The following is a 24780-nucleotide window of genomic DNA, read 5'->3' as shown; positions in this document are numbered from 1 at the left end:
GGTCTTTGTGATAGAATAGGAAGAATGAAAAGAAAAGAAGGAATAGGTGTTGACAACAAAATGAAACCTTTTATATATGATTATTCCCTGGAGGAGCTGCAACAATGGGCTGTTGAGAACGGGGAGCCGGCTTTTCGCGGTGGTCAGATCTTCGACTGGATTTATGTGAAACGTGTGAATGATTTCAGTGAAATGACGAACCTGTCCAAAGCGCTGCGTGAAAAGCTGACTGAACAATTTGAATTCGTTACACTTACTGAAATTACGAAATTTGAATCCAAGGATGGAACGGTGAAATTCCTGTTCGGTCTGCATGATGATCATGCGATCGAAACAGTTATCATGAAGCACAACTATGGTAACAGCATCTGTGTAACAACACAGGTTGGCTGCCGGATTGGTTGCACGTTCTGTGCATCCACGCTGGGCGGACTGAAACGTAACCTTACGGCTGGGGAAATTGTCGCTCAGGTTGTGCAAGCCCAGAAAATTTTGGACGAACGCGGTGAGCGGGTCAGCAGCATCGTAATCATGGGTTCAGGTGAACCTTTTGAGAACTATGAAGCAACAATGACGTTCCTGCGTATCATGATTCACGAAAAAGGGCTGAATATCGGTCAGCGCCATATCACGGTGTCCACAAGTGGAATCGTACCAAACATTTACAAGTTTGCAGATGAAGATACACAGATTAACCTGGCGATCTCCATCCATGCGCCAAATGATGCATTGCGTTCCAAATTGATGCCAGTAAACCGCCGTTTTCCTTTTGAGGATGTAATGGAGTCGTTGCGTTATTACTTGGCGAAAACGGGTCGCAGAATTACGTTTGAGTACGCACTTATCGGTGGTGTGAATGATCAGCCGGAACATGCGGCAGAACTGGCAAGCGTGCTTAAGAACATGCTGTGCCACGTGAACCTGATTCCAGTCAACCATGTACCTGAGCGCAAGTACGTAAGAACATCCAGAAGCGACATTTTCAATTTTCAGAAGATTCTCTCGGAGCAGGGTGTTAATGTAACCATTCGTCGTGAACAGGGACATGATATTGCTGCCGCTTGCGGTCAGCTTCGTGCAAAGCATATGGAGTTGAGGTGAGAACGTTTTGATCAAAACAGTTCATGTGAGCCATATCGGACGGGTGCGTTCGGTGAATGAAGATTCAGCCTGGATTCGAAATCTCGATACAGGTTATATTCTGGGTATTGTTGCCGATGGTATGGGCGGACATCTTGCAGGAGATACTGCGAGCCGCCTGGCGGTAGAGACGTTGGTGCAGGATCTGGGAACGCTTGAGCCGGGTCTTTCACATGCGTCTTTGTCAGCCGCATTGAGCGATGCTATTTTGCATGCCAACGAAGTGATCTTCCGTACTGCCTCCTCGGATGATAATTACCACAACATGGGGACTACCGTGGTTGCGGCATTATTGAATGATACGGAAGGTGTTATTGGTCACATCGGTGACAGCAGAGCATACAAAATTGCAAACAAGAATGTCATCCAGTTGACCGAGGACCATACACTGGTCAATGAATTGTTCAAAAATGGTCAGATCAGCAAAGAAGATGTCTCTCATCATCCGCGTCGCAATGTGCTGACACGTGCACTTGGGACAGACGCGGAAGTGAAGGTGGATCTGGATACCGTCAAATTGGAAGAAGGCGAAGTTCTTCTCCTGTGCAGTGACGGGCTTAGTAATCTGGTCAGCAATGAGCAGATCATTCAGGTCGCAGGTAATCTGGAACTGGCATTGGAAGATCGTGCGGATCGCTTGCTTCAGCTGGCTTTGCTTGCTGGAGGAGATGACAATATCACGGTGGCATTATTCGAACTGCAAAAGGAAGGTTCCGTGATATCGGAAACGGGGTGTGAGTCATGATTGGGCACCAGCTAGGCGGACGCTATGAAGTGATCGAGCGTGTCGGCGGTGGCGGCATGGCTCTTGTGTATAAGGCCCAGGACCTGTTGCTCAACCGGAACGTTGCCATCAAAGTGTTACGGCAGCAATTTGTTCATGACGAAGAGTTTATCCGCCGTTTCCGCAGAGAAGCACAATCAGCAGCTTCGCTGTCACATCCTAACGTAGTTAGTGTTTATGATGTAGGGCAGGAAGATGACGTTCATTATATTGTCATGGAATATGTTGAAGGCAAAAACCTGAATGAAATTATTAAAGAACGGGCGCCTCTGCAGGTGGACGAGGCCGTTCGAATCGCCTCCCAGATTGCAGATGCTCTCGATCATGCACATCATAATCAGATCATTCATCGGGATATCAAACCCCATAATATATTGATTGGTCGTAATGGCCGTGTGAAAGTAACGGATTTCGGGATTGCCCGTGCGGTTACGTCCACAACGATTACTCAGACCGGCTCAGTGGTCGGTTCCGTACATTACTTCTCACCTGAGCATGCCAAAGGCATCGTGACTGGCGAGAAGTCGGACTTATATTCTCTTGGTATAGTACTCTATCAAATGCTGACTGGGCAGCTTCCGTTCCTGGGAGAGAGTCCAATTAGCGTTGCTTTGAAGCATTTGCAGGAAGAGTTTGATGAACCGCGCAAATTCAATCCGCTTATCCCGCAAAGCGTGGAGAACGTTATTCTGAAATCCATGCGCAAAAATCCGCAGGAGCGTTACCAATCCGCTAAAGAAATGCAGACGGATCTGGAAACCTGCCTGATGCCGGAAAGACGTAATGAAACGAAGATTAATTTTCCGGATGAGGATGATATCGATCAGACCCGTGTTATGCCGGCGATCAAGCCGGAGCCGCGTGGAGTTACATCCACAGGTGCTATACCCGTGATGGAGTCTGACCAAGATAACAACAATGGCAAACCCAAAACAAAGAACTGGAAGAAGCCAGCGCTGCTGATCTCGTTGACCGTGCTTATTCTTATCGCGATGGTTGGAGTTGTGTGGTACGTGAAAGGCATGCTTGTTGTGCCAGATGTGAAGGTGCCCAATGTTGTGAGTCAGACCGAAGAAAAGGCACGTCAAATGTTGCAAGACAACGGGCTTGTTGTCAGTGATAATGTCATACGGGAGTACAAGGAAGGCGTTGATCCGGGTATTGTGTTCGATCAGAGCAGGAATGAAGGCGATATCGTCAAAGAAGGCTCTGAGGTCCAGCTGAGTGTTGGGGCGGAAAAAGCACTGTCCAAGATGATTGATCTCAAAAATCTGTCATACGATGAGGCGGTCAAACAACTTACCGAACTGGATATCAAAGAGGATCAGATTCAGCGTAAGGAAGAATTTTCAAATGATAAATCTGCGGGTATGGTTCTGTCCCAAACTCCTGGAGTGAATGAAGAATACGATCCAGCAGAGGTTCAGATTGTTCTGACTGTGAGCAAAGGATCCGAAACGATAAAAATGCCTGACTTGAAAAATCTCACACGAAGCGAGGCCGAGAAAAAGCTCCAATCCGCCGGTTTAATCCTTGCTCAAGTTCAGGAAGAGTCGAGCTACACTATAGATAAAGGCAAAGTGACACAGCAATGGCCTGTGGAAGCCGGTGCAGACGTGAATCCTGGTGACAAAATCACCATTTTCATTAGTACTGGATATCCGCCAGAGGCATTGAACTACGCCTATAACATTAACGTTTCGCCAAAAGAAATAGGAAAGAGCAGCAAAATTCGAATTACTTTCGAAGATGCTCGTGGCAAAAGTCAAGAATGGGGGACCCGGACAATCAAGTCTGCTCAAACGCTGACAATTCCGCTTATTCTGGCTCCTAACGTCGACGGTGTTGTCTCTGTCTACCGGGATGGCCAATTCTTGGATACGTATCTGGTGTCCTATAGTGATGCCAAAAACGGAACGGTAGTTATGCCTACCATTGAGCCTGAGAAGGGTGCAGACCCCCCTCCAACAACGGAGGAGCCTGAACAAGGCGGTGGTGGTGATGATGAAGGCACCGTGGATACGAATCAGGAAGGTGAACCGGATACACCTGTTGAGGGTGAAGGGGAAAATGGCGAGGCAGATACTTCTGCGATGAAGAACGGAAATGGTCTCGCCAAGGGAAAAGATAAGAAAAAGGAAGTCGTTAACGCATCAAGCCGTCCATAAGGGCGGCTTATTGCCGACGTTCAGGGTAAATGTACTGTAAATTAAAGGAGGGCGACGGAGCTATGCCAGAAGGTATCATCGTTAAAGCGCTAAGCGGTTACTATTATGTCATGCCACTGGAAGACAGCGGGGTGCCTTCGGTTGAAGGCTCCGCCGTTCAATGCCGGGCCAGAGGTATCTTCAGAAAACGGGGTACTTCACCACTTGTGGGTGACCGAGTCAGCTATATGCTGACAGAGAACGGAGAAGGAACAGTAGATGAGATTCGCAAACGTGAAACGGAGTTAATTCGTCCACCTGTTGCCAATGTAAGTCTGGCTGTTCTGTTATTTTCCGTTAAGGAACCGGACATGAATCTCAATCTGTTGGATAAATTCCTGGTACATATCGAACAAGCTGGACTGGATGCACTGATTGTGCTCACGAAGCAGGACCTGGCTGATCCAGAAAACGATGCCCGTGATACAGTAGCAGAAGTAAAAGCTATGTACGAGCAAATTGGATATGAAGTTATCTCTACCAGTTCACGAACCGGTGAAGGCAATGAACTGCTCAAGGAGCGTCTTGCCGGCAAGATTAGCGTATTCTCCGGGCAATCCGGTGTAGGTAAATCTTCGATGCTGAATGCCTTGATGCCAGGTCTAACTCTGGAGACCAGTGCAATCAGCATGCGCCTTGGCCGAGGGAAACACACCACCAGGCACGTGGAGCTCATACCGCTGGATAATGGTGGCTTTGTCGCGGATACGCCGGGATTCAGCCAACTGGACTTCCTGGAGATTGGTGTGGAGGAGTTATCCACTTGCTTCCGGGAGTTCGCTCAATATGCCGATCAGTGTAAGTTTCGAGGCTGTACCCATACGCACGAACCAGGTTGCCGGGTGATTGCAGCCAAGGCGGAGGGAATGATTTCCGAAAGCCGTTATAAGCATTACGAACAATTCCTTACAGAAATGAAAGACAAAAAGCGGAGGTATTAATATGATTAAAATTGCCCCATCTATTTTATCTGCGGATTTTGCCCGTCTCGGCGCGGAAGTGGCGGAAGCCCAAGCTGCTGGCGGAGACTGGATTCATGTTGATGTCATGGACGGTCATTTCGTCCCTAATATTACGCTTGGACCTGCGATTGTAAAAGCGATCGCTCCACATACAAGCTTGCCGCTTGATGTGCATTTGATGATTGAGAACCCAGAGCGTTATGTTGAGGAATTTGCAAAAGCTGGCGCGGCTGTCATTACGGTTCATGCTGAGGCTTGTGTGCATCTGCACCGGGTTATTCATCTGATTAAGGAACAGGGAGTTAAAGCAGGGGTTGCCCTTAATCCGGGAACTCCGGCGAGTGCTATTCAGGAAGTGCTGGACGATGTGGATATGGTGCTTGTCATGACCGTAAATCCCGGTTTTGGTGGACAAGCTTTCATCTCTGGCACGATGAACAAAATCAAGCAAATTCGTAGCTGGTTGAACGAAAAAGGACGTCATGACGTGCATATTGAAGTGGATGGCGGTATTGCTGCCGACACGGCTCCGCTTGTGGTTGAAGCTGGAGCGGATGTGCTCGTTGCGGGAAGTGCTGTATTTGGACGTGAAGATCGCGCTGCCGCGATTGCCGAAATTCGCAGTAGTTACGGAGGCTGAGCATGAACCTCAAGGAGACGCTGTGGACCATGGCTGCGAGTCTCGTTACGGGACTGGTGCTTGCTATGTTTGCGGTTATTCAATCCCCATACAATGCGATTACGTCATTGATCGGGGTTGGTGTTGTCATTATGTACTTCCGCAAATTTGACCGTACAGGACTTCGGGTTACTTTTGTGATTTTCAGCATACTGTATTACTTATTGAGTGTATTCATGATCGCTGCTTATCAATATATCCCTACTCAAACCTAAATGACCTGATAACCAGGCTCGTCATTGTGGAATAGGGACAAAGGGTTCCGCATAAATATGGTTACATGAGCAGGTTTCTCATGTAGCCTTTTTTGTCGTGTTTAAGGCAAAGAAGGCCTGGAGCATAGGATACGGCGGATGCATGAGCATGATGGGGAGGGTGAAGTATGAAATTTTACACATTCAAACTGCCGAAGTTTTTGGGAGGGTTTGTAAAGGCGATTCTTAATACGTTTCAAAAGAACTGACATGATTAAAAGGTTCCATTGGCGAATACCGCCGCTTTGGCTTCAGGATCATTTGGAATTCGGACCTGCGAAGCGCCATGCGGCGGACATTCACATGCTGATGTGTGTATTCATGATTTTATTTCTGAATACCAAAAAAGCACCTGCAAGGAACAAGGTGCTTTTTGCTTACCCGATTTATAGTAGCTTTGCGTGATTATACGCGAGTCACTTTACCGGCTTTCAGTGCACGGGTGCTTACGTATACACGTTTTGGTTTACCGTTCACGAGAATGCGGACCTTCTGAACGTTTACGCCCCAAGAACGACGGTTACGGTTGTTAGCGTGGGATACGTGGTTACCGGTGCCCGGTTTCTTACCTGTCACATAACATTTGCGAGACATAGATTACACCTCCTATCCTAAAATAACCAGTTGCCCTAAGGAGACACGAATGCCATTCCAGACGGGCTAAATTGTTCTTCCTGACCACAATGGTCAGGTTCCAGTAGCTAATGGCGTTGTTCAAGCCGGCATAGCCGGATCATTTCCATTACTAAACCTGCATAAAACAATACTTGAATATAATATCATATTGAAAAAAGCTTCGTCAACTGATCCAAAAACTTTATTTATTTCTCCTGTCTAATATAGTACAATGTTGAATAGTCCATAATACAGCGTTGAACAGGCTGTTGCCGCGGGGGAGCCGGAGAAAAAACCGGCCTTAAAGGGTCGGTGGTCTGCTTTTTTGGCAACGCTGTGAGCTGCGGCATTCCATCATTGGCACCAGTCTCCATGCGGCATTCATGCCGGCTCTTGATACCGGTGCATATCCGTATGCCCCGAATTAGGGGTAACAGAGCAATTGCAGGATATCGGTTGCCCGGCCGCCCAGACCGTTAATCCGGCTGACATGTTGTATTATTATGCCTGTGCCGGACAAGGTATGGACGAAGAATAACGCGATAAGCGTTTGCGCATGAACAGACCAGATAACATCTTGGTGCAAGATGTTCGTGTATCAAGCTAGGAAGGGGAATTCTCACTTGAGTATACGTTCTTTAAATGGAACAGATTTCACCGCAATGGTACTTGCCGGAGCGGAACAACTTGGACAGCATGCAGAGCACGTCAATTCCCTGAATGTTTTCCCTGTGCCGGATGGTGACACGGGAACGAACATGAATTTGACAATGAGTGCAGGAGTCGCAGAGATTAAACGCAAGAGTTCTGCCTCCATCGGAGAAGCTGCCGGTATTTTATCAAAAGGCCTGCTTATGGGCGCACGGGGGAATTCCGGAGTAATATTATCGCAATTGTTCCGCGGATTCAGTCGTTCAGCTGCTCCTTATGAGGAACTGAATACACTCCAGTTCGCCGCAGCCCTGCAGAACGGTGTGGACGCAGCTTATAAAGCCGTAGTGAAACCCGTTGAAGGGACCATTCTTACCGTAGCCAAGGAAGCGGCGAAACATGCCAGCTACTACGCAAGACGGACGAATGATATAACTGAATTAATGAATGAAGTATTGTTAAAAGCAAAAGAAGCACTGGCAATGACTCCGGAATTGCTGCCTGTATTGAAACAGGTTGGTGTTGTGGATTCAGGCGGCCAGGGGCTTGTATATATTTACGAAGGCTTTATGGACGTTCTGTTGCAAACGGACGGGGCAAGTCGTACATCCTTCCAGAGAGACGTACAACCAACCGTAGCGGCATCTGCATTGAAACCGGCTGCACCGTCAGAAGTGGTTTCTGCGAAGCCTGCACAGCAGGTAATCGTGCCAGAGATGCCAATGTCTGCCCAGGCGCGACTGGAAACGGAAGATATTGAGTTCCTGTATGACATGGAGTTCTTTATAAACCGCGAGCTTGGAGAGAACGCAGGTGTTGCATTTGATGACGAAGCATTCCGGAAAGCGTTGTCAGTTAACGGGGATTCCATCATTATTATTGCTGACGATGAAGTGATTAAGGTTCACGTGCATTCCAAGACACCTGGGGATGTATTAAACCTGGCTCTCCGTTATGGCGAAATCACACAAATTCATATTCTCAATATGCGTGAGCAGCATCGTGATCTGCTGACAGCAGGCATGGACATTGCGCCTTCGCCTGAGCTGTTCGCAGAGATTCCGCCTGAAGCGGCGCGTAGCGTGGAAAAAGCCGTGCTCCCAGCAGATGAGATGGCACCATATGGTTTCATCGCGGTATCTTCCGGTGACGGCATTGCAGAGATTTTCCAGAGTCTTGGCGTGGATGTTGTTCTGTCTGGTGGACAGACGATGAATCCGAGCACTGAAGATTTTGTGAAAGCGGTGCGTTCGATCGCGGCAGAACAGGTATTTATTTTGCCGAACAACTCCAATATTGTACTTGCTGCCGAGCAGGCTAGGGAGTTGCTTGAAGATGAGCGTCGAATTATTGTGATTCCGAGCAAGACAATCCCTCAGGGTATGGCAGCGGCTTTTGCTTTCCAGGAGGATGAGTCTGCAGAAACCAACCGTGACCATATGCTTGAGGCGATTAGCCGGGTACAGTCCGGTCAAGTGACTCATGCGGTCAGAGATACACAATATGATGAGCTTGATATCAAAGCGGGACACTACATCGGTATCCATAATTCCAAGATCGTGGCAACGGACGAAAGCATGCTGCACGCATGTGAAGGTCTGCTGCAACAGATGATGGAGAGCGGAGATGAAGTGGTGACCATCCTTGAAGGGGACGAGGCTACCCCTGAGATTACCGCTGCGCTTGTCACATGGCTTGAAGAACAATATCCTGATGCTGAGGTAGAGGTGCATCTTGGAGGACAGCCGGTTTATTATTATTTGTTCTCTGTAGAGTCCTAAAGCACTTAAGCAAAGAGGAGGGGATCTGATGAGCCACAAGGTTGCGATCGTAACCGATAGCACGGCAGATATACCGGAAGAACTGATCCGTAAATACGGGATTCATGTTGTTCCGCTGCGTGTTTTGTTCGGGGAAGAAGCTTATGCAGACGGCGTTGATCTGACTTCGGAACAGTTCTATGCAAAATTGGAGAAGGTATCTGTGCTGCCTACAACCTCACAGCCTTCTCCCACCGATTTTATGAATATCTATAACACGCTGTTGGATGAGAACCCGGAACGGCCCATTGTATCGATTCATTTGTCTTCCGGCATGAGTGGTACCTATCAATCGGCACTGCTCGGCAAATCGTTGCTGGAACGTGAGGGCGATATAACGGTACTGGATTCGAAGTCTGCATCCTATGGATATGGTTTATTGGTCGTACAGGCTGCCGAGCTTGCCGAACAAGGCAAATCCGCTGCGGAGATCACTGCGGCTGTAGCAGCCATGCAGAAGAGCCGCAAGCTGTTCTTTCTCGTAGATACATTGGAGTATCTGCAGAAAGGCGGTCGGATTGGCAAAGCTGCGGCCATCTTGGGAACATTGCTGAATATTAAACCGATCTTGTCCATTGATGAGGAAGGCGTTATTTACGCAGTGGAGAAAGTCAGAGGTCACAAAAAAGCCATGGCACGCATTATTGAGCTGTTTCAGCAGGATCTGGCGGGTCAACGTGTTAATCTGGCGGTAGGTCATACCGCAGACCCCGGATCAGCGATCGCTTGTGCAGAGCAATTACGTGGACATTTTACACTGAATGAAGTGGTGTATACCAATATTGGAGCTGTCGTTGGCAGCCATGTTGGGCCTGGCGTAATTGCCATCTTTATGTGGCCTGTTCCGGAATGAGGGATTAGACATGAAATGGGAAGAAATATCGGTTAAACAAATTAGCGGCGTGAGTGCTCTCAAAGAGGGAGAGCTTCACGCCTTTGGCATCTCTACTGTAAAAGACTTGCTTGAATATTATCCGTTCCGTTATGAGGATTATCGGCTGCGTTCGCTCAGTGAAGTGAAGGACGGGGACAAAATTACGGTACAGGGTAAAGTGATGGGCATCCCAGTGTTGCAGCGTTATGGCAAAAAGTCACGCCTTACCTGTAAGGTGATGACGGAAGAATGGATGATTTCAGCCACCTGGTTCAATCGGCATTTTCTGAAAGAACAGCTTACGCCCAATCGGGAGATTGTTATTACGGGGAAATGGGAACAGAAGCGTATGCAGATGACCGTAACGGACTCGGAATTCCCGGATAAAGGGGAAGGACGATCGGGCACGCTGCAGCCTGTGTATTCGGTAACCGGCAAGCTAACGCAGTCATGGATGCGCAAAACGATTAATCAGGGATTAGTCCAATTCGGGGAAATGATCCCCGAAATTCTGCCTCAATCACTCATGAACAAATATGGATTCATGCCTCGCAAACAGGCGATTGCCGGGATTCACCGTCCGCAGGATAACCGGGAAGGCCAGCAGGCCAGACAGCGGATGGTGTATGAGGAGCTATTTTTGTTTCAACTCAAGATGCAGGCGTATCGTGCATTGAACCGGGATCGTATGGATGGTGTAGTGCACACAACGGATAATACGACGATTCGGGAGTTTGTTCGCAGTTTGCCATTTGAACTGACGGATGCACAGAAGAAGGTAGAGCTTGAAATTCTGCATGATATGCGTTCACCGTATTCGATGAATCGATTGCTGCAGGGAGATGTAGGCTCAGGTAAAACGGTTATTGCGGCGATCGCGCTGTATACGACCGTTCGTTCCGGTTTTCAGGGGGCTCTGATGGTCCCTACGGAGATTCTGGCAGAACAGCATATGCGCTCACTGCAAAAGCTGTTTGAACCTTTTGGCGTAACTGTAGGGCTGTTAACGGGCAGCGTGAATGGACGAAAGCGCAAAGATCTGATTGCATCCTTGCAGATGGGTATGATCGATATCGTTGTGGGTACACACGCTTTGATTCAGGAGGATGTATTTTTCCGTGACTTGGGTCTTGTTGTTACAGATGAACAGCATCGCTTCGGTGTGAACCAGCGCAGCATTTTGCGGCGTAAAGGCTATAACCCGGATGTGTTAACGATGACGGCGACGCCGATACCGCGAACGCTTGCCATTACAGCTTTTGGTGATATTGAAGTATCGACCATCTCGGAACGTCCAAAGGGGCGGATTCCTATCTCGACGTACTGGGTCAAGCATGACATGATGGACCGGGTTCTTGGTTTTATTTCGCGAGAAGTGGACCAGGGACGTCAGGCCTATCTGATCTGCCCGCTCATTGAAGAGTCGGAGAAGCTGGATGTACAGAATGCCATTGACCTGCATATCCAGATGCAACAGAACTTTCCGAAGTACCGTGTAGGTCTGCTGCATGGACGGATGACGACTGGCGAGAAGGAAGAGATGATGCGTGACTTTTACAGCAACGAAATTCAGCTTCTGGTCTCCACAACAGTTGTGGAGGTCGGGGTCGATGTGCCTAACGCAACGCTGATGGTCATTATGGATGCGGACCGCTTCGGTCTATCGCAGCTGCATCAGCTTCGTGGTCGGGTCGGTCGGGGCGCTCATGCATCCTATTGTGTACTCATTGCAGACCCCAAGACAGAGGTGGGGCAGGAGCGCATGAAGGTCATGACGGAAACCGAAGATGGATTCGAGGTATCCCGTCGAGATCTGGATCTGCGGGGACCGGGCGATTTCTTTGGCACCAAGCAAAGTGGATTACCGGAGTTCCGTCTTGCCGACATGGTTGCAGATTTTGAGGTATTGGAGCAGGCGCGAGATGACGTCTCCAGCCTGATTGCGGATGCGAGCTTCTGGACGTCTGTTGACTACGCTCCTTTACGTGACTTTTTACAGCAGCAGCAAGTATTCCAGGGTGATCTGATCGATTGATCGGGCTATGAATGTGTGGTTTTCCACATTTTCCGTGGGAAAATGTCAAGTGTACAGGCCCTCCTGTCATATGAATAAGAAGTGAGTTCATTATTCAGGAGGTGCTGTTCGTTTTGGGTTACCAACAATATGGAATCAGTCCGCAGCTGGTGGAGCGGATCAAAACAAAGATGAAAAATCCCGCTGTCAAAGAGCGTATCAAAAAGTTGATAGATGGGGTCACCAAGTCCGATTTGCAGGATAAGGCCAAGGTAAGAAGGCTGGTCAAGTCGTCAGCGGTCATTTTGAACGAGAATTTTTCTGCGACTCAGGAGGAACAATTTGTTGCTTTTGTTCTTGCGCAGAAGATCGATCCGAACAATACGTTTCATTTGATTAAGTTGTGGGGCATGTTTAGGTAGGGATTCGATGGAATGTTGGGTGGTATAAAATGAACTACAGGGTGTTACACGTGGCCACTCCGAGTGCAGTACCATCTTCCGATCGCTGTTATCCCCGGATTTTTTTGAATTACCCTTTGAAAGGGTAAAATCCGGTGATAAAGGCGAGCGTATGCTTCCGATGCAGCTTTCTTTCAGAAAGCTTTTAGCTTCGCTTCTCCAGATTGGTTCTGCACTCTCCGTTACTGTGTAACTGGAAGTTCATTTTATAAAAACCAAATTACATCGAATGTGTATGAAGTAATTTTAGTGGATGGGGCGGTTCATAAGTCAGGAATATGACTTATGGACCGCCCTTTTGATTGTTTTAGTCAAGAACATGTGTTACTTGATACAAAATACTATTGGATTAAATCTCCTTTAAATTTTCAAGTTGGGATTTAATCTATGTTTTCAATACCCCAGTCACCTTTTTCGTTTTTAGTAAAGAAGTAGGTAATGCCTTGATTCTCAATACTACCGTCTGAGGACTTTCTAACAAAGCGCACACCTACTCTAATTTGTTCTGGATGATCGAGTTTTTCTAAAAGATCCAACTCATAGAACATGAATTGATCGGCTGTGTTTTTGTAATAAAAGCCTTCTCTAATGGATTCCAAAGACTTGTTATTCAGATTCTGCTTAAACTTTTTTTCGTTGTTCTCTACAATCGATTCCAGATTGTTCCTTAACTTAGAGATAATCTTTTCGTCAAAGAAGCTGCTTTTATATTTGTCGAAATCAATGTAGACGCCCTTCTTAAATTCGGCCGCTGTGATGTCCTTAATTTCTTCAATCTCCGCTGGCTCAATCAGACTTTCAAAGTTTTTTGGTGTAATGTTGGTTGAAGGGGCTCCGCTTGTTGTGTTGCTAGGTTTTTCGCTATTGGAAAGGGGGTAATTGTCGTCCGCTTTTCCGCATGCAGAAAGAAGTAAGGCTCCAATTATACATAGAGATAAAATACCACAAGAGAGATTTTTCATTAAGGAAACTCCTCCTTGGAATGCGAGATAAACGAAGCATGTTGATTATAATCCAGTTCTAATAGGAGAGAGGCAGGAAACTGGTGTCATCCCATCATTCTTTATTCTTAACAAAATAAGGGCTAGTGGCTATTAAAGATGCAATAAATACTAAAATTAAAATGGCATTAGAAGGTACTGTTTCGTATATGTAGTTTTCAACTATTAGTACGAGGATCGAAATACTTAAAATCACTCTCAGCACATGAGCAGACGAGCGATTAGGGTTTTTGGTACGTTTCGAGATAAAGTAAATGATGTACCACAAACCACTAAAAAGCAGGAGTGAGCCTATCAGTAGCATTACAAACATTTAAATACACCTTTCTTAAATAAATTTCAGTTTAATTAATTAGCATAATGTTCCAATTAATTATAACACAGTGGATTTCTGGAAGTGGAGTTATATGTGTAGGTAAGTGAAGCTTTGTTGGTAGGGAAGAGAATGGTTTGGAGCAAAATGAATTCCGTATCGTCTGTTCAATAGGTTAGCGACTTTCGGCTACTTCCATTTTCACAGGATCGACTTTGCTTTCCTTCTGGGGGAGCGGTAAACTGTTGCATACGAGCATACATGGATTTCAAGGTGAGGAAAACGCTGCTGCGATAATGGGCGTTTATTTTTGACGGATGTGGAGGAAGTCAGATTGACGGAGATGTTTACGATGCTGCTGGGTTTGTTTGAACGTGCGGCACTGCTGATTATATTTTTATTCTTTCTGTCGAGGATACCGCGGTTTAGACAGATATTGCAAAAGGGAAAATTGAGATGGCAGGAGTACATTGCGGTTACGTTGTTATTCTGTGCATTTGCTATCTTCGGTACCTATACCGGTATTAATGTGGAAGGCTCTCTGGTGAATGTGCGCATTATTGCTGTTATGTCTGGCGGTATTCTGTTCGGGGGGCCTGTAGGCATCATTACCGGGATTGTGTCCGGGGTGCATCGATATTTAATCGATATGGATGGAGTTACGGCGATCCCGTGCCTGATCACGAGTATCCTTGCAGGTTTGGTCTCCGGGTATATACATAAGTATACGCCTAAGTCGAAGCGCTGGATGATCGGTATTGCGGCCGGAATGATCTGTGAGGCGCTTACGATGCTGCTCATCCTGCTGTATTCCTATCCCGATCCACTGGGGGCCGACATTGTCTCGAAGATTGCGCTGCCGATGATATTAGGTGAGGTGAATATTGGGCTAATCGTACTGCTGGTGCAGAGTGTGGAAGGGGAAAAGGAAATGATTGCAGCTCGTCAGGCCAAGCTGGCGCTGGAGATTGCCAATAAGACCTTGCCGTACTTCCGTTCCATTGATGAAGACTCCCTGCGTACGATCTGCCGGATTATTCAGGAGGATATTCAGGCTGATGCGGTTGCGATTACGGATACCCGAAATGTACTGGCTTATGTGGGATTTGGTGAGGAACGATATCACATCGGTAATGAAATTATTAGTGAGATGACGAAGAAGACGATCTCCAGCGGAGAGATTACGATCAGCAATGATGTCATTGACGAAAAAACGCCGGATATCCACTCCCTCCTCATCATTCCACTCAAAGAGCGGGGCGAAGTAACGGGTGCCTTGAAAATCTATTACCGCAAAGCGTACAAGATTACGTATCCGTTGCAAACGATGGCTGTGGGCCTGTCCCAGATTATTTCCACCCAGATGGAAGTATCACGTGTGGAGGAGATCAAGGCTGCGGCCAATAAAGCGGAGCTGCGTGCATTGCAGACTACAATTCATCCTCATTTTCTATTCAATGCGCTGAACGCCATTGCCTCATCCATTCGCACCAAGCCGGATCGGGCACGCGAATTGATTGTGAATCTGTCTGGATATATGCGCTATAACCTGGAGCTATCGGATGAGCTTATCGATATTCACAAGGAGTTGGAGCAGGTCCGCAATTATGTGGAAATCGAGAAGGCGCGCTTCGGCAGCAGGCTTAACGTCATCTATGATATTGATGAGGTGGCTGTGCATATTCCAAGTCTGGTCATCCAGCCACTTGTGGAAAATGCCATTATCCACGGTATTCTCAAGGTGAAAGGACCCGGGACTGTACGGATTCGGGTACAGGATTATCCTGACTTTGTGCGAATTGGGGTCAGTGACACAGGAGCAGGCATTGGAGCCGACATTATTGAGCGTGTTTACCATGACCGGATGCCAGTCAACCAGATCGGGTTGTACAACGTGCATCGTCGGGTGAAGCTCATTTATGGACAAGGGTTAACAATTACACGGCTGGAGCATGGAACCGATATTTTATTTGATGTACCCAAAGGAGATGTAGTAACAAGGTGATGAACTGTCGATGAGAGCCCTTATTGTTGAAGATGAAATTCCGGCAAGTGAGGAACTGAATTACTTGATACAGGAACATAGCCAAATTGAAGTGGTAGATTGTCTGGAAGATGGACTGGATGTGCTGAAGTTTCTGCAGGAGCAGGAAGTCGACGTTATTTTTCTTGATATAAATATCCCTTCGCTGGACGGCATGATGCTGGCACATCATATTGGAAAGTTTGCGAGCAAGCCATATATCGTATTCACAACGGCTTATAAGGAGCATGCGGCTGAAGCGTTTGAGCTGGAGGCGTTTGACTATATTCTGAAGCCCTATGATGAGAAACGAATTGCCGCGATGCTGAATAAACTCGAAACGGCGTTCAAACGGGATCTAGAGCAGGAGAAACGTGAACACAGCAGTGACGATGGGCAGGCTCACAATGCGGCTCAAGCCAACGATGAATGGTCTGCAGCAAATATGCAGGCACGGGAATCCAATATCCAGACGGAACGACGCATTAACCTGCTGCGCAATGACAATATTATTGTGACAGACACCGCCGATATTTATTATGCAGAAGCACAAGAGAAAGTAACGAAGGTGTATACCAAAAACGGTGAGTTTACGATGCCGGTCAGTATTTCGGATTTTCACGGGCGATTGCCGCAGGAAACCTTTTTCCGCTGCCATCGTTCTTACGTCGTGAATTTGTCTCAAATCCGTGAAATTGTGCCTTGGTTTAACAATACGTACCTGCTTCGTTTGCGTGATCTGGAGGCTGAAGTACCGGTTAGCCGGGGCAAAGTCAAAGAATTCAGGCAGCTCATGCGCATCTAGAGGCATTTCATTCCACATCTGATGCAACTCATGCTCAAATCGGTGTAATGAATCCCCTTTCATGTATGATTAGCTTGTGAACGCATTCATATATATGACATCGGCAAAGGGGAGATCACGATGAAAGCAGCTATTTCATCCGCACCTAATTCAGCATCTACAACTATGAAAATGAACCGCTGGCTTATTGTACTGGGAACCATTATTGTACAAATGGGTCTCGGAACCATCTACACCTGGAGTTTATTTAATCAACCGTTGTCTGATCGTTTCGGATGGGACGTCAGCTCGGTCGCGATAACATTTTCGATTACCAGCTTTGCTTTGGCATTTGCCACACTATTTGCCGGCCGACTGCAAGAACGATGGGGGCTTCGTCGCCTGATTCGGGTAGCCGGAGTTGTGCTTGGTCTGGGACTCGTGCTCAGTTCTCAAGTGAGTTCGTTGACACTGCTCTATATCCTGGCCGGATTTGTGGTTGGATTCGCGGATGGTACGGCGTACATTACTTCCCTGTCCAACCTGATCAAGTGGTTCCCTGAGCGAAAAGGTCTGATCTCAGGTATTTCGGTCGGGGCCTTTGGTACAGGCAGTCTGTTGTTCAAATACGTGAACTCGGCATTAATTGGTGCTGTTGGTCCTGCTCAAGCTTTTATGTACTGGGGCATTATTGTGTTGGTATTGATCGTGGGCGGCTCGTTCCTGATCCGTGAAGCGGTTGTTCGTGAACAAGCTCCAGCAAGTAGCACGGACGGTGCGAAGCAACCAGAAACACGTCATGATTATACGGTCAAAGAAATGCTGCGCACGAAAGAAGCGTATATGCTGTTCGTTATTTTCTTCACGGCCTGTATGAGTGGACTGTATCTGATCGGTATTGTGAAAGACATCGGTGTGCAGTTGGCAGGTCTTAATGTGGCTACGGCGGCCAATGCGGTGGCGATGGTTGCGATCTTTAACACCGCTGGACGTATCATTCTGGGGGCGCTGTCGGATAAAGTAGGACGAATGAAAGTTATTGCCGGAGCACTGTTGGTTACGGCTGTTGCCGTAATGACGCTGAGCCTGGTACCACTGAGCTTTGGCATCTTCTTCGCCTGTGTAGCCGCTATCGCATTCTGTTTCGGTGGCAATATCACGGTCTTCCCGGCGATTGTGGCAGATTACTTTGGACTGAAAAATCAGAGCAAAAACTACGGCGTCATCTATCAGGGATTTGGATTTGGTGCCTTGGCTGGATCGTTTATCAGCGCCATGCTGGGCGGGTTCCATCTTACCTTTATTGTGATCGCTGTACTGTGTGCCGTCTCGCTCTTGCTGGCGTTGATGATTACGCCTCCGGGTCAAGGACGTCGTACACGTCAACGTGAACAGCAGATGAATCTTAACCCTTCATCCCGGGCAAGCTGATCGTAGTGGGGACGAAGTTCTATTTTATAAAAAGCAAGCTGGGCGGTCTCCTACGGAGGCCGCTTTTTTGGTACCTGCTGGACCCGATAGGAATGAGAATTCTGTACATGAAGTGGTTGTGTGCAATGCATACTTGGCTTCTGGTATACTCTAGGTGAAATAAAAAGAGCAAGTCCTTGTTAGCCATTTGGAGGAGGTATATTCGTCATGAATTTCTTGAAATATGCACCATCTGATTTTGCTGATTATTATGCTCTTGTGTCCAATATTGAAGTCATGCAACAGATTACCGAACGTGCTCTGCCTGAGCATGAAGCTACTGCGGAATTTGAATCCATGCTGAATTATAATCTCGGCAACAATTGTGGCTATTATCGAATATCTGGTGAAGATGGGGTAGGAATGGCCTACGCCAAACTGATCCCGGATGAATCCGATCCGTCCCGGGCGGAAATGGGTTACATGATTCTGCCGGAGCATTGGGGGAGAGGACACGGGACTTCCATCGCAGCTCGGCTGATTATTCAGGCACAGGCGGCGGGAATTGGTGTACTTTATGCGGTTATCGATCCGTCCAATGCGGCATCACGTCGAATATTGCTCAGACAGAACTTTGTATCCACATGGGTTGGAGATTATCATGGGTTACCCGGCGAGATTCTGGAGCTGAATCTTCAGGTGAAGCGGTAAGGGATCAGGCTTGCGGGTAATACATACTATATCGGGCATTTTGCATCACTTCGATGGGAACTCGTCATTCGGAGGCATGCGAAATGCTCATACAGAGATTTGGAGGAGATGGAGATGAGCAATGCTGCAATGGAACGTCTGAACCAGTTGTTGCCGGAATGGCTGGAGACCAGCCGTCTGCACACCGGACAGGGGAAAGTAGCCTCTTATATTCCCGAGTTATTCAAGGCCTCACAGGACGAACTGGGTATACATATCATGAACGCCGAAGGCAATCATGTGTCAGCCGGCGATTGTGGTGTCCCGTTTACGATGCAAAGTATCTCCAAGGTATTTACACTCATTCTGGCCCTGATGGATCATGGGGAGGAAGCGGTCTTTTTTAATGTAGGAAAAGAACCTACCGGCGATGATTATGATTCCATGATCAAGCTTGAACTGGTCGAACCGGGCATTCCGTTTAATCCATTGATCAATGCGGGCGCGATCACGGTATCGTCCCTCATTGCCGGGGATTGTAAAGAGGAGAAGTCACGGCGCATTTTGGAATTTTTCCGCAAGCTCGCGAATAATGATCGGCTGGACTATAACGAGGCGGTATATCGGTCCGAATCGGAGACAGGCCATCTGAACCGCTCGCTTGGTTATTTTCTGAAGCACAATGGTGTGCTCAAGGATGACGTCGAAGATGTGCTTGCCGTCTATTTCCGCCATTGCTCCATCGAGGTGACTTGTGCAGACCTGGCCCGTATGTCACTGGTGCTTGCTTATGACGGGACAGATCCGATCACCGGGATTGAGCTTATTCCTCGTCGTTATGTGCAGATCGCCAAAACGTTCATGACTACCTGCGGTATGTATAATGCATCAGGCGAATTCGCGATTCAGGTCGGGTTGCCTGCCAAGAGTGGAGTGTCGGGTGGAATTCTGACTCTGGTTCCAGGCCAGTTTGGCATCGGTCTTGTAGGTCCGGCTCTGAATCGGAAAGGAAACAGCATTGCAGGCGTGCATCTGCTTGAGCGTCTTTCCAGAGAATTTGACTGGAGTTTGTTCTAACGAAGTCATCCCCTTACCCTCCTGAGTAGCCGATGAATCACCAATTCGTCCTTTTGCTTCTTTGGAACGAAATAGTCCGATAGGAATGTGGCTTGTTGGTTGCTTCAGTCTTGGTTCAGATCCCGTAGGAAAAGGGTCCTGCATAGCAATGGCCATGCTGCATCTATTCCGGTACACCCGCAACGCTGGGGTGAATTCGGGATGCTCCCTATATATCAAGTTCATTCGCCTCGGGAGCGAAATATGGTGAACCCAAAAAAAGCTTCACTCCTTAAGATATGGTTCATATTGACGAGTCAAACACCCAGAAAAGTAAGGCTGTCTGACGTCTGGGTCTTTGGCGCGCATCATTCATTCGCGAGTACCACATCCGTAATAAGATTCATCTGAATGTCCCGAGTCCCACTCTCCATCAGCAGCTTAAGGGTACGGGCAGGGGAGTCCAATCGGAGCACCTGTCCGGTAAAGCGGATATCATCATGTTCATGGAACAGGGTGATGGTGACTGTATCCCCGAGCAGCATGGAGTTACTAAGCAAACGTGACATTTCTTCCGCTGCCTGGGCATCCAGAGATGGACGGGTACGGGGAGCAAGTTGTTCCTGATGAATGATGTAGGCTTCCCGGTGTTCGGGAAGCATCATGCGCGACGACTCAAAAATCCCGTTTTGCTGTAATTTTTTACTCATTTATAGTGACCTCCAATTTTATGAGAACGGTCCTGTGCCTGTGCGGAGGAGCAGAGCGAGGAGGCTCGCATAATCGCGGTTTCTCCAAACTTGCGCTTGATGTCATCCGTGGCACGTTCCAGTTCTCTTTTGCGTTCACGGTCATCGAACCAGGACAGCTGTACTTCGGAATCGGGCACGAGTCCGGTCAATGACACGCTGATGCGGCGAATGGGTAATCCGTCCCAATGGCGCAGAAACAAAGCTGCTGCCGCATCGTATACTTCATCGGTGATGTTGGTAGGTTCATTGACCTTCATCTGGCGGGAGAAGCCGGTTGGACGATCGTAATCCTGCCCCCGACATCCTACAGAGACGACATTGCCCATGAGCGATTTGTCCCGGGAACGCCGGCTGACCAGCTCCGCCAGTTCGAGCAGCACCACTTTGATGTCTTCCCACGATTCATAGTCCCGAGGCAATGTCATCTGATGTCCAATGCCCTGCTGCTGGTGAGCATATGTCCCGGGTTTTACCGGAGAATCATCGATCCCGCGGGCAATACGCCACAGTACCTCACCATTTACACCCCAACGCTCTCTCAGCCGGGACAATGGAGTCTGCGCTAGATCCCCAATCGTATGAATCCCCATCTTATAGAGATGCTGCCCCATCCGGGAACCGACCATAAACATGTCTCGAACAGGCTTTTTCCACAATGTTGTCTGCACGTCCTTGCGGGGCAATGTATAGATGCCTCCGGGGACTTTTTTGGCATACAGGTCACAGGCCATCTTGCTGACAACCTTGGTGTCGCTGATGCCGACGCGGATATAGACGCCAGTCTCTTCCATTACCCTGTCCTGAATACTGCGGGCAATCGTTTCGGGACTGCCGAACAGATCTAAACTTCCGGTGACATCCAGAAACTGTTCGTCAATGCTATACGGTTCAACCAGATCGGTATAGGACTGAAGGATACGGGTAATGTGTAGGGAAACACGAATATATTCGGCCATCCGGGGACGAATGACGACAACATCGGGGCATTTGGCAAGAGCCTCACCCAGCCGTTCTGCTGTAGTAATCCCATAGGACTTAGCGAGTGGGCAGGCTGCCAGAATAATGCCTGAACGGCGTGCAGGATCTCCCGCAACAACAAGCGGACGGTCTCTGTATTCAGGATGTGCAGACTTCTCCACACTGGCATAAAATGACTGGCAATCGGCCAGCATAATGACACGTCCGTCTTTGCGGGGCATAGTACTTCTCTCCTTTTATTCATGATTCGGCTGCTTCTGTGCAGCGATAGGGTACATTCAGCCAATGCTATTTTACAGTTTATTTACAGTATGGAACAAGTGTTCCTGTTTTATAAGCATATCCGACAATGCCAGATGCGGCAACCGGAATTATTTTGCAAATTGGACACAATTATTGGATGGACCTATTAGAGTCAAAATTTAGGAAAAAAGATGTATTTTTTTACATTTCGTGTAAGAGATCCGTGACTTCCGGGTGATGACCGGGTGTTCATTGGGCTTTATGTAAAAGTAATATAAATGGGCACAGTCCTATAGGGGGGGACTGATGTCCTTTTTTCATTTTCTGCACTTTTCAGAAAACCTTGATAGGACGCGGGTTTTCAAGGATACGTTATCGGACTATAGTATCAATTTTGTAATCTTTATGGTTAATACTGTAAAAATGTCCGCAACTTTAAAATATCATTAGCGTTTAATGGGGTAAGCGTTCAAGCGGAAACAGATCTCGCAATCCGCGTTGCATATAACAATAACGGGTAGAGATGTGCAAGCCTGGAAGAACCTCAAACGGACGGTTAAAGTGGCATATATTCGTGTCCATGGGACATAAGAGCAAGAAGGGCTCATGGATGCTAGTTGATGGCGCATTTTACGAATTATGGGCAGAATGTTGCAGTTCACGTTTGCTTCCAACAGCCTAGTTACAAATGCAGAGTCTTAGAGCTATAGTGAGAACTACACCGCTGACATCTCTACCCAAAGCGGACATCCGATGCGGGATTTCCCGCAGACCTTCATGTCATTTAAGATCCGCAGATGAAGCAGGATGCATACTAGAGAGGTGAGCAATCAAGAGCCATGAGCAGACGAAGACGAAGACGTTGGTTGCTAACGATGCTGACAGGAGCGGCCGTAGTGACAGGCGGAATATTTGCCGGCTGGCACTATATGCAACCCCAGCTCGTTACGTACACAGCTGATAATGGCACGGAGATGAAATTCAAGACCGATGGAGACCGGTTCATGGAATATGGACCCGATGGCGCATGGCGGGAGATGTTCGTGAAAGGTGTGAACCTGGGTGCTACATCACCAGGACATTACCCGGGCGAATTTCCGTTGACCAAAGAGGATTACTTGAAGTGGTTCCAGCAGATTGAGGATCTGGGGGCCAATGTAATCCGGGTGTACACGGTACATGAGCCGATTTTTTATACCGCATTGGTTGAGTATAACCGTGGCCGGGAGCAACCGTTATATTTTATACAGGGCATATGGTCGCCGGAAGAAGAGTTGATCGAAAAGCAGGATGCCTATGCTGACCATATTGAGCAGACGTTCAAGCAGGAGATTGAAAAGGCGGTATCGGCTGTATATGGGGATGCGGACATTCCCGATAAACCGGGAGAGTCAAGCGGCAAATACAAGACGAATGCCGGGAAATATCTGATGGCTTGGCATGTGGGGACCGAGTGGGACCCTTCAATGGTGAACAACACGAATGAGAGCCATTCCGATGTGCCGCAGTACAAAGGCGTTCATTTTTCCGGGACGCAGGATGCATCACCGTTCGAAAATTGGCTGGCTGAGCTGCTGGACTATACCGCCGTGTTGGAGAAGAAATACGGGTGGGAGCATCCAATGACCTTCACCAACTGGGTAACAACCGATGTGTTGGATCATCCGGGCGAGCCGCTGTTCGAAGAGGATTTGGTGAGTGTGGATGCGCGACATATTCAACCGGAAGAGTGGCAGGGCGGATATTTTGCAGCATACCATGTGTACCCTTATTACCCGGACTTGTTCCATACGGACCAGACACTCCAGACGATCAAGGATGAGAAAGGCGAGTACAACACGTACAAAAGTTATCTGCGCAAGCTCAAAGCCGAGTTTTCCGATATGCCTGTAATGATTACAGAGTACGGTGTACCGTCTTCGCTTGGAATCTCCCATCTCGGTATGGGAGGTCGGGATCAGGGCGGACATAACGAGGTCGAGCAGGGCGAGATCGACGCATCGCTGACTCAGGATATTTATGATGAAGGGTATGCGGGAGCGATTTTGTTCATGTGGCAGGATGAGTGGTTCAAAAAAACCTGGAACACGATGCCGCTTGAAATTCCAGCTGATCGGCGCGCCTACTGGCTGAACGTGCTGACGAATGAGAAGATGTTCGGTCTGCTCGCCATGGACCCCGGTAAGCAGGAACAGCTGACCATCGACGGGAAACTGGATGACTGGAATACGCTGAAGAAGGAAGAGGTCACCGTCTGGCAAGGCAAGGTAGATGGCATCAAGGAAATGAAAATGACCCATGATGAAGCCTACCTGTACATTGGCATGACGCTGGATCAACCTTTTGACCCAGACCAGACCTTGCTGCGCATCGGAACGGATACGCTGGATGGCGGCAATCAGCCGGGTACGAGACTTCCGGATCGAACGCTGAGTGACGGACTCGAAACAGTGATTACATTGGGACAGAATGATGAATCACAAGTGGAGATCGCCAAGGACTATGACTTTAACCAGCGCCTCTATGGCAAGGACGGTTACGGGATGCTGCCCGAGGAGCAAGAGAAAGCGGCAGATCCATTCCATCCATGGAACCTGGCGGTCAGCCTGCGGATGACCCCACCGGATACCCGTTCCGCCCAACCGTTCATGAATGAGAAGGTCGGTACGTTGAAACGGGGAACGACAGCTCCGGATCAGTCCGATACCGATTCGTTAACCGCCTGGCAATATAACGGTAATCAGATCGAGATGCGTATACCATGGATGCTGCTTGGATTCGGTGACCCAAGTTCACTGCAAGCGATCAAGTATGGAGCGCTGAAAGGTGGACGGGAATTCGAAACTGTCGCAGTCAAGGGTGTGACCCTGGTTCCGTGGCTAATGGATCGTTCTACTGGAAGTATCTCTTGGCCTGGTGGTGACCAGAAGACACTGGATGTGAAAACATTGCCTATATACAGCTGGCAGCCCTGGGAGCAGGTACAGTACAGTGAACGACTGAAACTGAGCTACGAGGAAATGAAGAAACGGTATGAACAAATTCCAAGTTTTCAGACCGAATAAATGA

General features: G+C 48.0%; 22 protein-coding genes. 18 read left to right on the top strand and 4 right to left on the bottom strand.

The features are described from left to right. The first annotated feature begins 60 nt into the window (after positions 1-60). The 8 genes from rlmN (at position 61) to PTQ21_RS26525 (ending at position 6431) form a co-directional block, all read left to right on the top strand. On the top strand, positions 61-1101 hold the full coding sequence (gene rlmN, locus PTQ21_RS26560) for a dual-specificity RNA methyltransferase RlmN (protein WP_063565754.1): 1041 nt from the start codon (positions 61-63) through the stop codon (positions 1099-1101). Positions 1102-1108: 7 nt separating this feature from the next. Beyond that, on the top strand, positions 1109-1885 hold the full coding sequence (locus tag PTQ21_RS26555) for a Stp1/IreP family PP2C-type Ser/Thr phosphatase (RefSeq protein ID WP_064636613.1): 777 nt from the start codon (positions 1109-1111) through the stop codon (positions 1883-1885). Then, on the top strand, positions 1882-4092 hold the full coding sequence (pknB, locus tag PTQ21_RS26550) for a Stk1 family PASTA domain-containing Ser/Thr kinase (RefSeq protein WP_274567716.1): 2211 nt from the start codon (positions 1882-1884) through the stop codon (positions 4090-4092). The genes PTQ21_RS26555 and pknB overlap by 4 nt, the downstream gene beginning before the upstream one ends. 62 nt (positions 4093-4154) lie before the next feature. Next, positions 4155-5072 (top strand): ribosome small subunit-dependent GTPase A, encoded by a 918-nt coding sequence (gene rsgA / locus PTQ21_RS26545; protein WP_274567714.1) that lies wholly within the window; start codon positions 4155-4157, stop codon positions 5070-5072. A 1-nt stretch (position 5073) separates the two neighbouring features. Then, positions 5074-5733, top strand: a complete 660-nt coding sequence (gene rpe / locus PTQ21_RS26540; RefSeq protein ID WP_053784310.1) for a ribulose-phosphate 3-epimerase — start codon at positions 5074-5076, stop codon at positions 5731-5733. Positions 5734-5735: 2 nt separating this feature from the next. After that, the gene (locus PTQ21_RS26535) at positions 5736-5987 is read left to right on the top strand and encodes a hypothetical protein (protein ID WP_063565607.1); all 252 of its coding nucleotides are present in this window, start codon (positions 5736-5738) and stop codon (positions 5985-5987) included. Positions 5988-6154: 167 nt separating this feature from the next. Continuing rightward, the gene (gene spoVM / locus PTQ21_RS26530; RefSeq protein WP_019424875.1) at positions 6155-6235 is read left to right on the top strand and encodes a stage V sporulation protein SpoVM; all 81 of its coding nucleotides are present in this window, start codon (positions 6155-6157) and stop codon (positions 6233-6235) included. A gap of 1 nt (position 6236) precedes the next feature. Further along, positions 6237-6431 (top strand): hypothetical protein, encoded by a 195-nt coding sequence (locus tag PTQ21_RS26525; RefSeq protein ID WP_063565608.1) that lies wholly within the window; start codon positions 6237-6239, stop codon positions 6429-6431. Here the strand turns inward: PTQ21_RS26525 and rpmB are convergent, their stop codons facing one another. Further along, positions 6432-6620, bottom strand: coding sequence for a 50S ribosomal protein L28 (gene rpmB, locus PTQ21_RS26520; RefSeq protein WP_024631107.1), 189 nt, complete (start codon positions 6618-6620; stop codon positions 6432-6434). 644 nt (positions 6621-7264) lie between these two features. On the opposite strand from rpmB, the gene PTQ21_RS26515 reads away from it, so the two are divergent. From PTQ21_RS26515 to PTQ21_RS26500, 4 genes are all read left to right on the top strand, one after another. After that, the gene (locus tag PTQ21_RS26515; RefSeq protein WP_063565609.1) at positions 7265-9073 is read left to right on the top strand and encodes a DAK2 domain-containing protein; all 1809 of its coding nucleotides are present in this window, start codon (positions 7265-7267) and stop codon (positions 9071-9073) included. Positions 9074-9101: 28 nt separating this feature from the next. Beyond that, complete coding sequence (locus tag PTQ21_RS26510; RefSeq protein ID WP_063565610.1) at positions 9102-9965, top strand: DegV family protein; 864 nt, start codon at positions 9102-9104, stop codon at positions 9963-9965. A gap of 10 nt (positions 9966-9975) precedes the next feature. Then, on the top strand, positions 9976-12021 hold the full coding sequence (gene recG / locus PTQ21_RS26505) for an ATP-dependent DNA helicase RecG (RefSeq protein WP_274567710.1): 2046 nt from the start codon (positions 9976-9978) through the stop codon (positions 12019-12021). Positions 12022-12134: 113 nt separating this feature from the next. After that, positions 12135-12422, top strand: a complete 288-nt coding sequence (locus PTQ21_RS26500; protein ID WP_063565612.1) for a stage VI sporulation protein F — start codon at positions 12135-12137, stop codon at positions 12420-12422. Positions 12423-12841: 419 nt separating this feature from the next. On the opposite strand, the gene PTQ21_RS26495 is transcribed toward PTQ21_RS26500, so the two are convergent. Then, a complete protein-coding gene (locus PTQ21_RS26495; RefSeq protein ID WP_063565613.1) occupies positions 12842-13423 on the bottom strand; it encodes a hypothetical protein in 582 nt (193 codons plus the stop codon). A 704-nt stretch (positions 13424-14127) separates the two neighbouring features. On the opposite strand from PTQ21_RS26495, the gene PTQ21_RS26490 reads away from it, so the two are divergent. The 5 genes from PTQ21_RS26490 (at position 14128) to glsA (ending at position 19759) form a co-directional block, all read left to right on the top strand. Next, positions 14128-15780 carry a sensor histidine kinase gene (locus PTQ21_RS26490; protein ID WP_274570574.1) on the top strand — a complete coding sequence of 551 codons (1653 nt, stop codon included), beginning with the start codon at positions 14128-14130 and terminating at the stop codon, positions 15778-15780. Positions 15781-15790: 10 nt separating this feature from the next. Continuing rightward, positions 15791-16603: a LytR/AlgR family response regulator transcription factor gene (locus PTQ21_RS26485; RefSeq protein ID WP_274567709.1), complete on the top strand. Its 813-nt coding sequence runs from the start codon at positions 15791-15793 to the stop codon at positions 16601-16603. 120 nt (positions 16604-16723) lie between these two features. Further along, the gene (locus tag PTQ21_RS26480) at positions 16724-18013 is read left to right on the top strand and encodes an L-lactate MFS transporter (protein WP_179132088.1); all 1290 of its coding nucleotides are present in this window, start codon (positions 16724-16726) and stop codon (positions 18011-18013) included. Between the two features lie 207 nt (positions 18014-18220). Next, positions 18221-18703, top strand: coding sequence for a GNAT family N-acetyltransferase (locus PTQ21_RS26475; protein ID WP_063565615.1), 483 nt, complete (start codon positions 18221-18223; stop codon positions 18701-18703). 114 nt (positions 18704-18817) lie between these two features. Beyond that, entirely contained in the window at positions 18818-19759 is a 942-nt protein-coding gene (gene glsA / locus PTQ21_RS26470; protein ID WP_063565616.1) for a glutaminase A, read from the top strand. Positions 19760-20106: 347 nt separating this feature from the next. Here the strand turns inward: glsA and PTQ21_RS26465 are convergent, their stop codons facing one another. Both PTQ21_RS26465 and PTQ21_RS26460 read right to left on the bottom strand, forming a co-directional pair. Further along, complete coding sequence (locus PTQ21_RS26465; protein ID WP_064636634.1) at positions 20107-20448, bottom strand: YolD-like family protein; 342 nt, start codon at positions 20446-20448, stop codon at positions 20107-20109. Further along, positions 20445-21689, bottom strand: a complete 1245-nt coding sequence (locus tag PTQ21_RS26460) for a DNA polymerase IV (RefSeq protein ID WP_063565618.1) — start codon at positions 21687-21689, stop codon at positions 20445-20447. Before PTQ21_RS26460 ends, PTQ21_RS26465 begins: the two co-directional genes overlap by 4 nt. Positions 21690-22550: 861 nt before the next feature. Here PTQ21_RS26460 and PTQ21_RS26455 point away from each other — a divergent pair. Further along, the gene (locus tag PTQ21_RS26455) at positions 22551-24776 is read left to right on the top strand and encodes a hypothetical protein (RefSeq protein ID WP_274567708.1); all 2226 of its coding nucleotides are present in this window, start codon (positions 22551-22553) and stop codon (positions 24774-24776) included. The last annotated feature ends 4 nt before the right edge of the window (positions 24777-24780 follow it).

Origin of the sequence: Paenibacillus marchantiae (genome assembly GCF_028771845.1) — a bacterium.
Lineage (GTDB): Bacteria > Bacillota > Bacilli > Paenibacillales > Paenibacillaceae > Paenibacillus > Paenibacillus marchantiae.
Note: the sequence above shows the minus strand (reverse complement) of the source record. Positions and strands in the feature narration are given on the sequence as shown.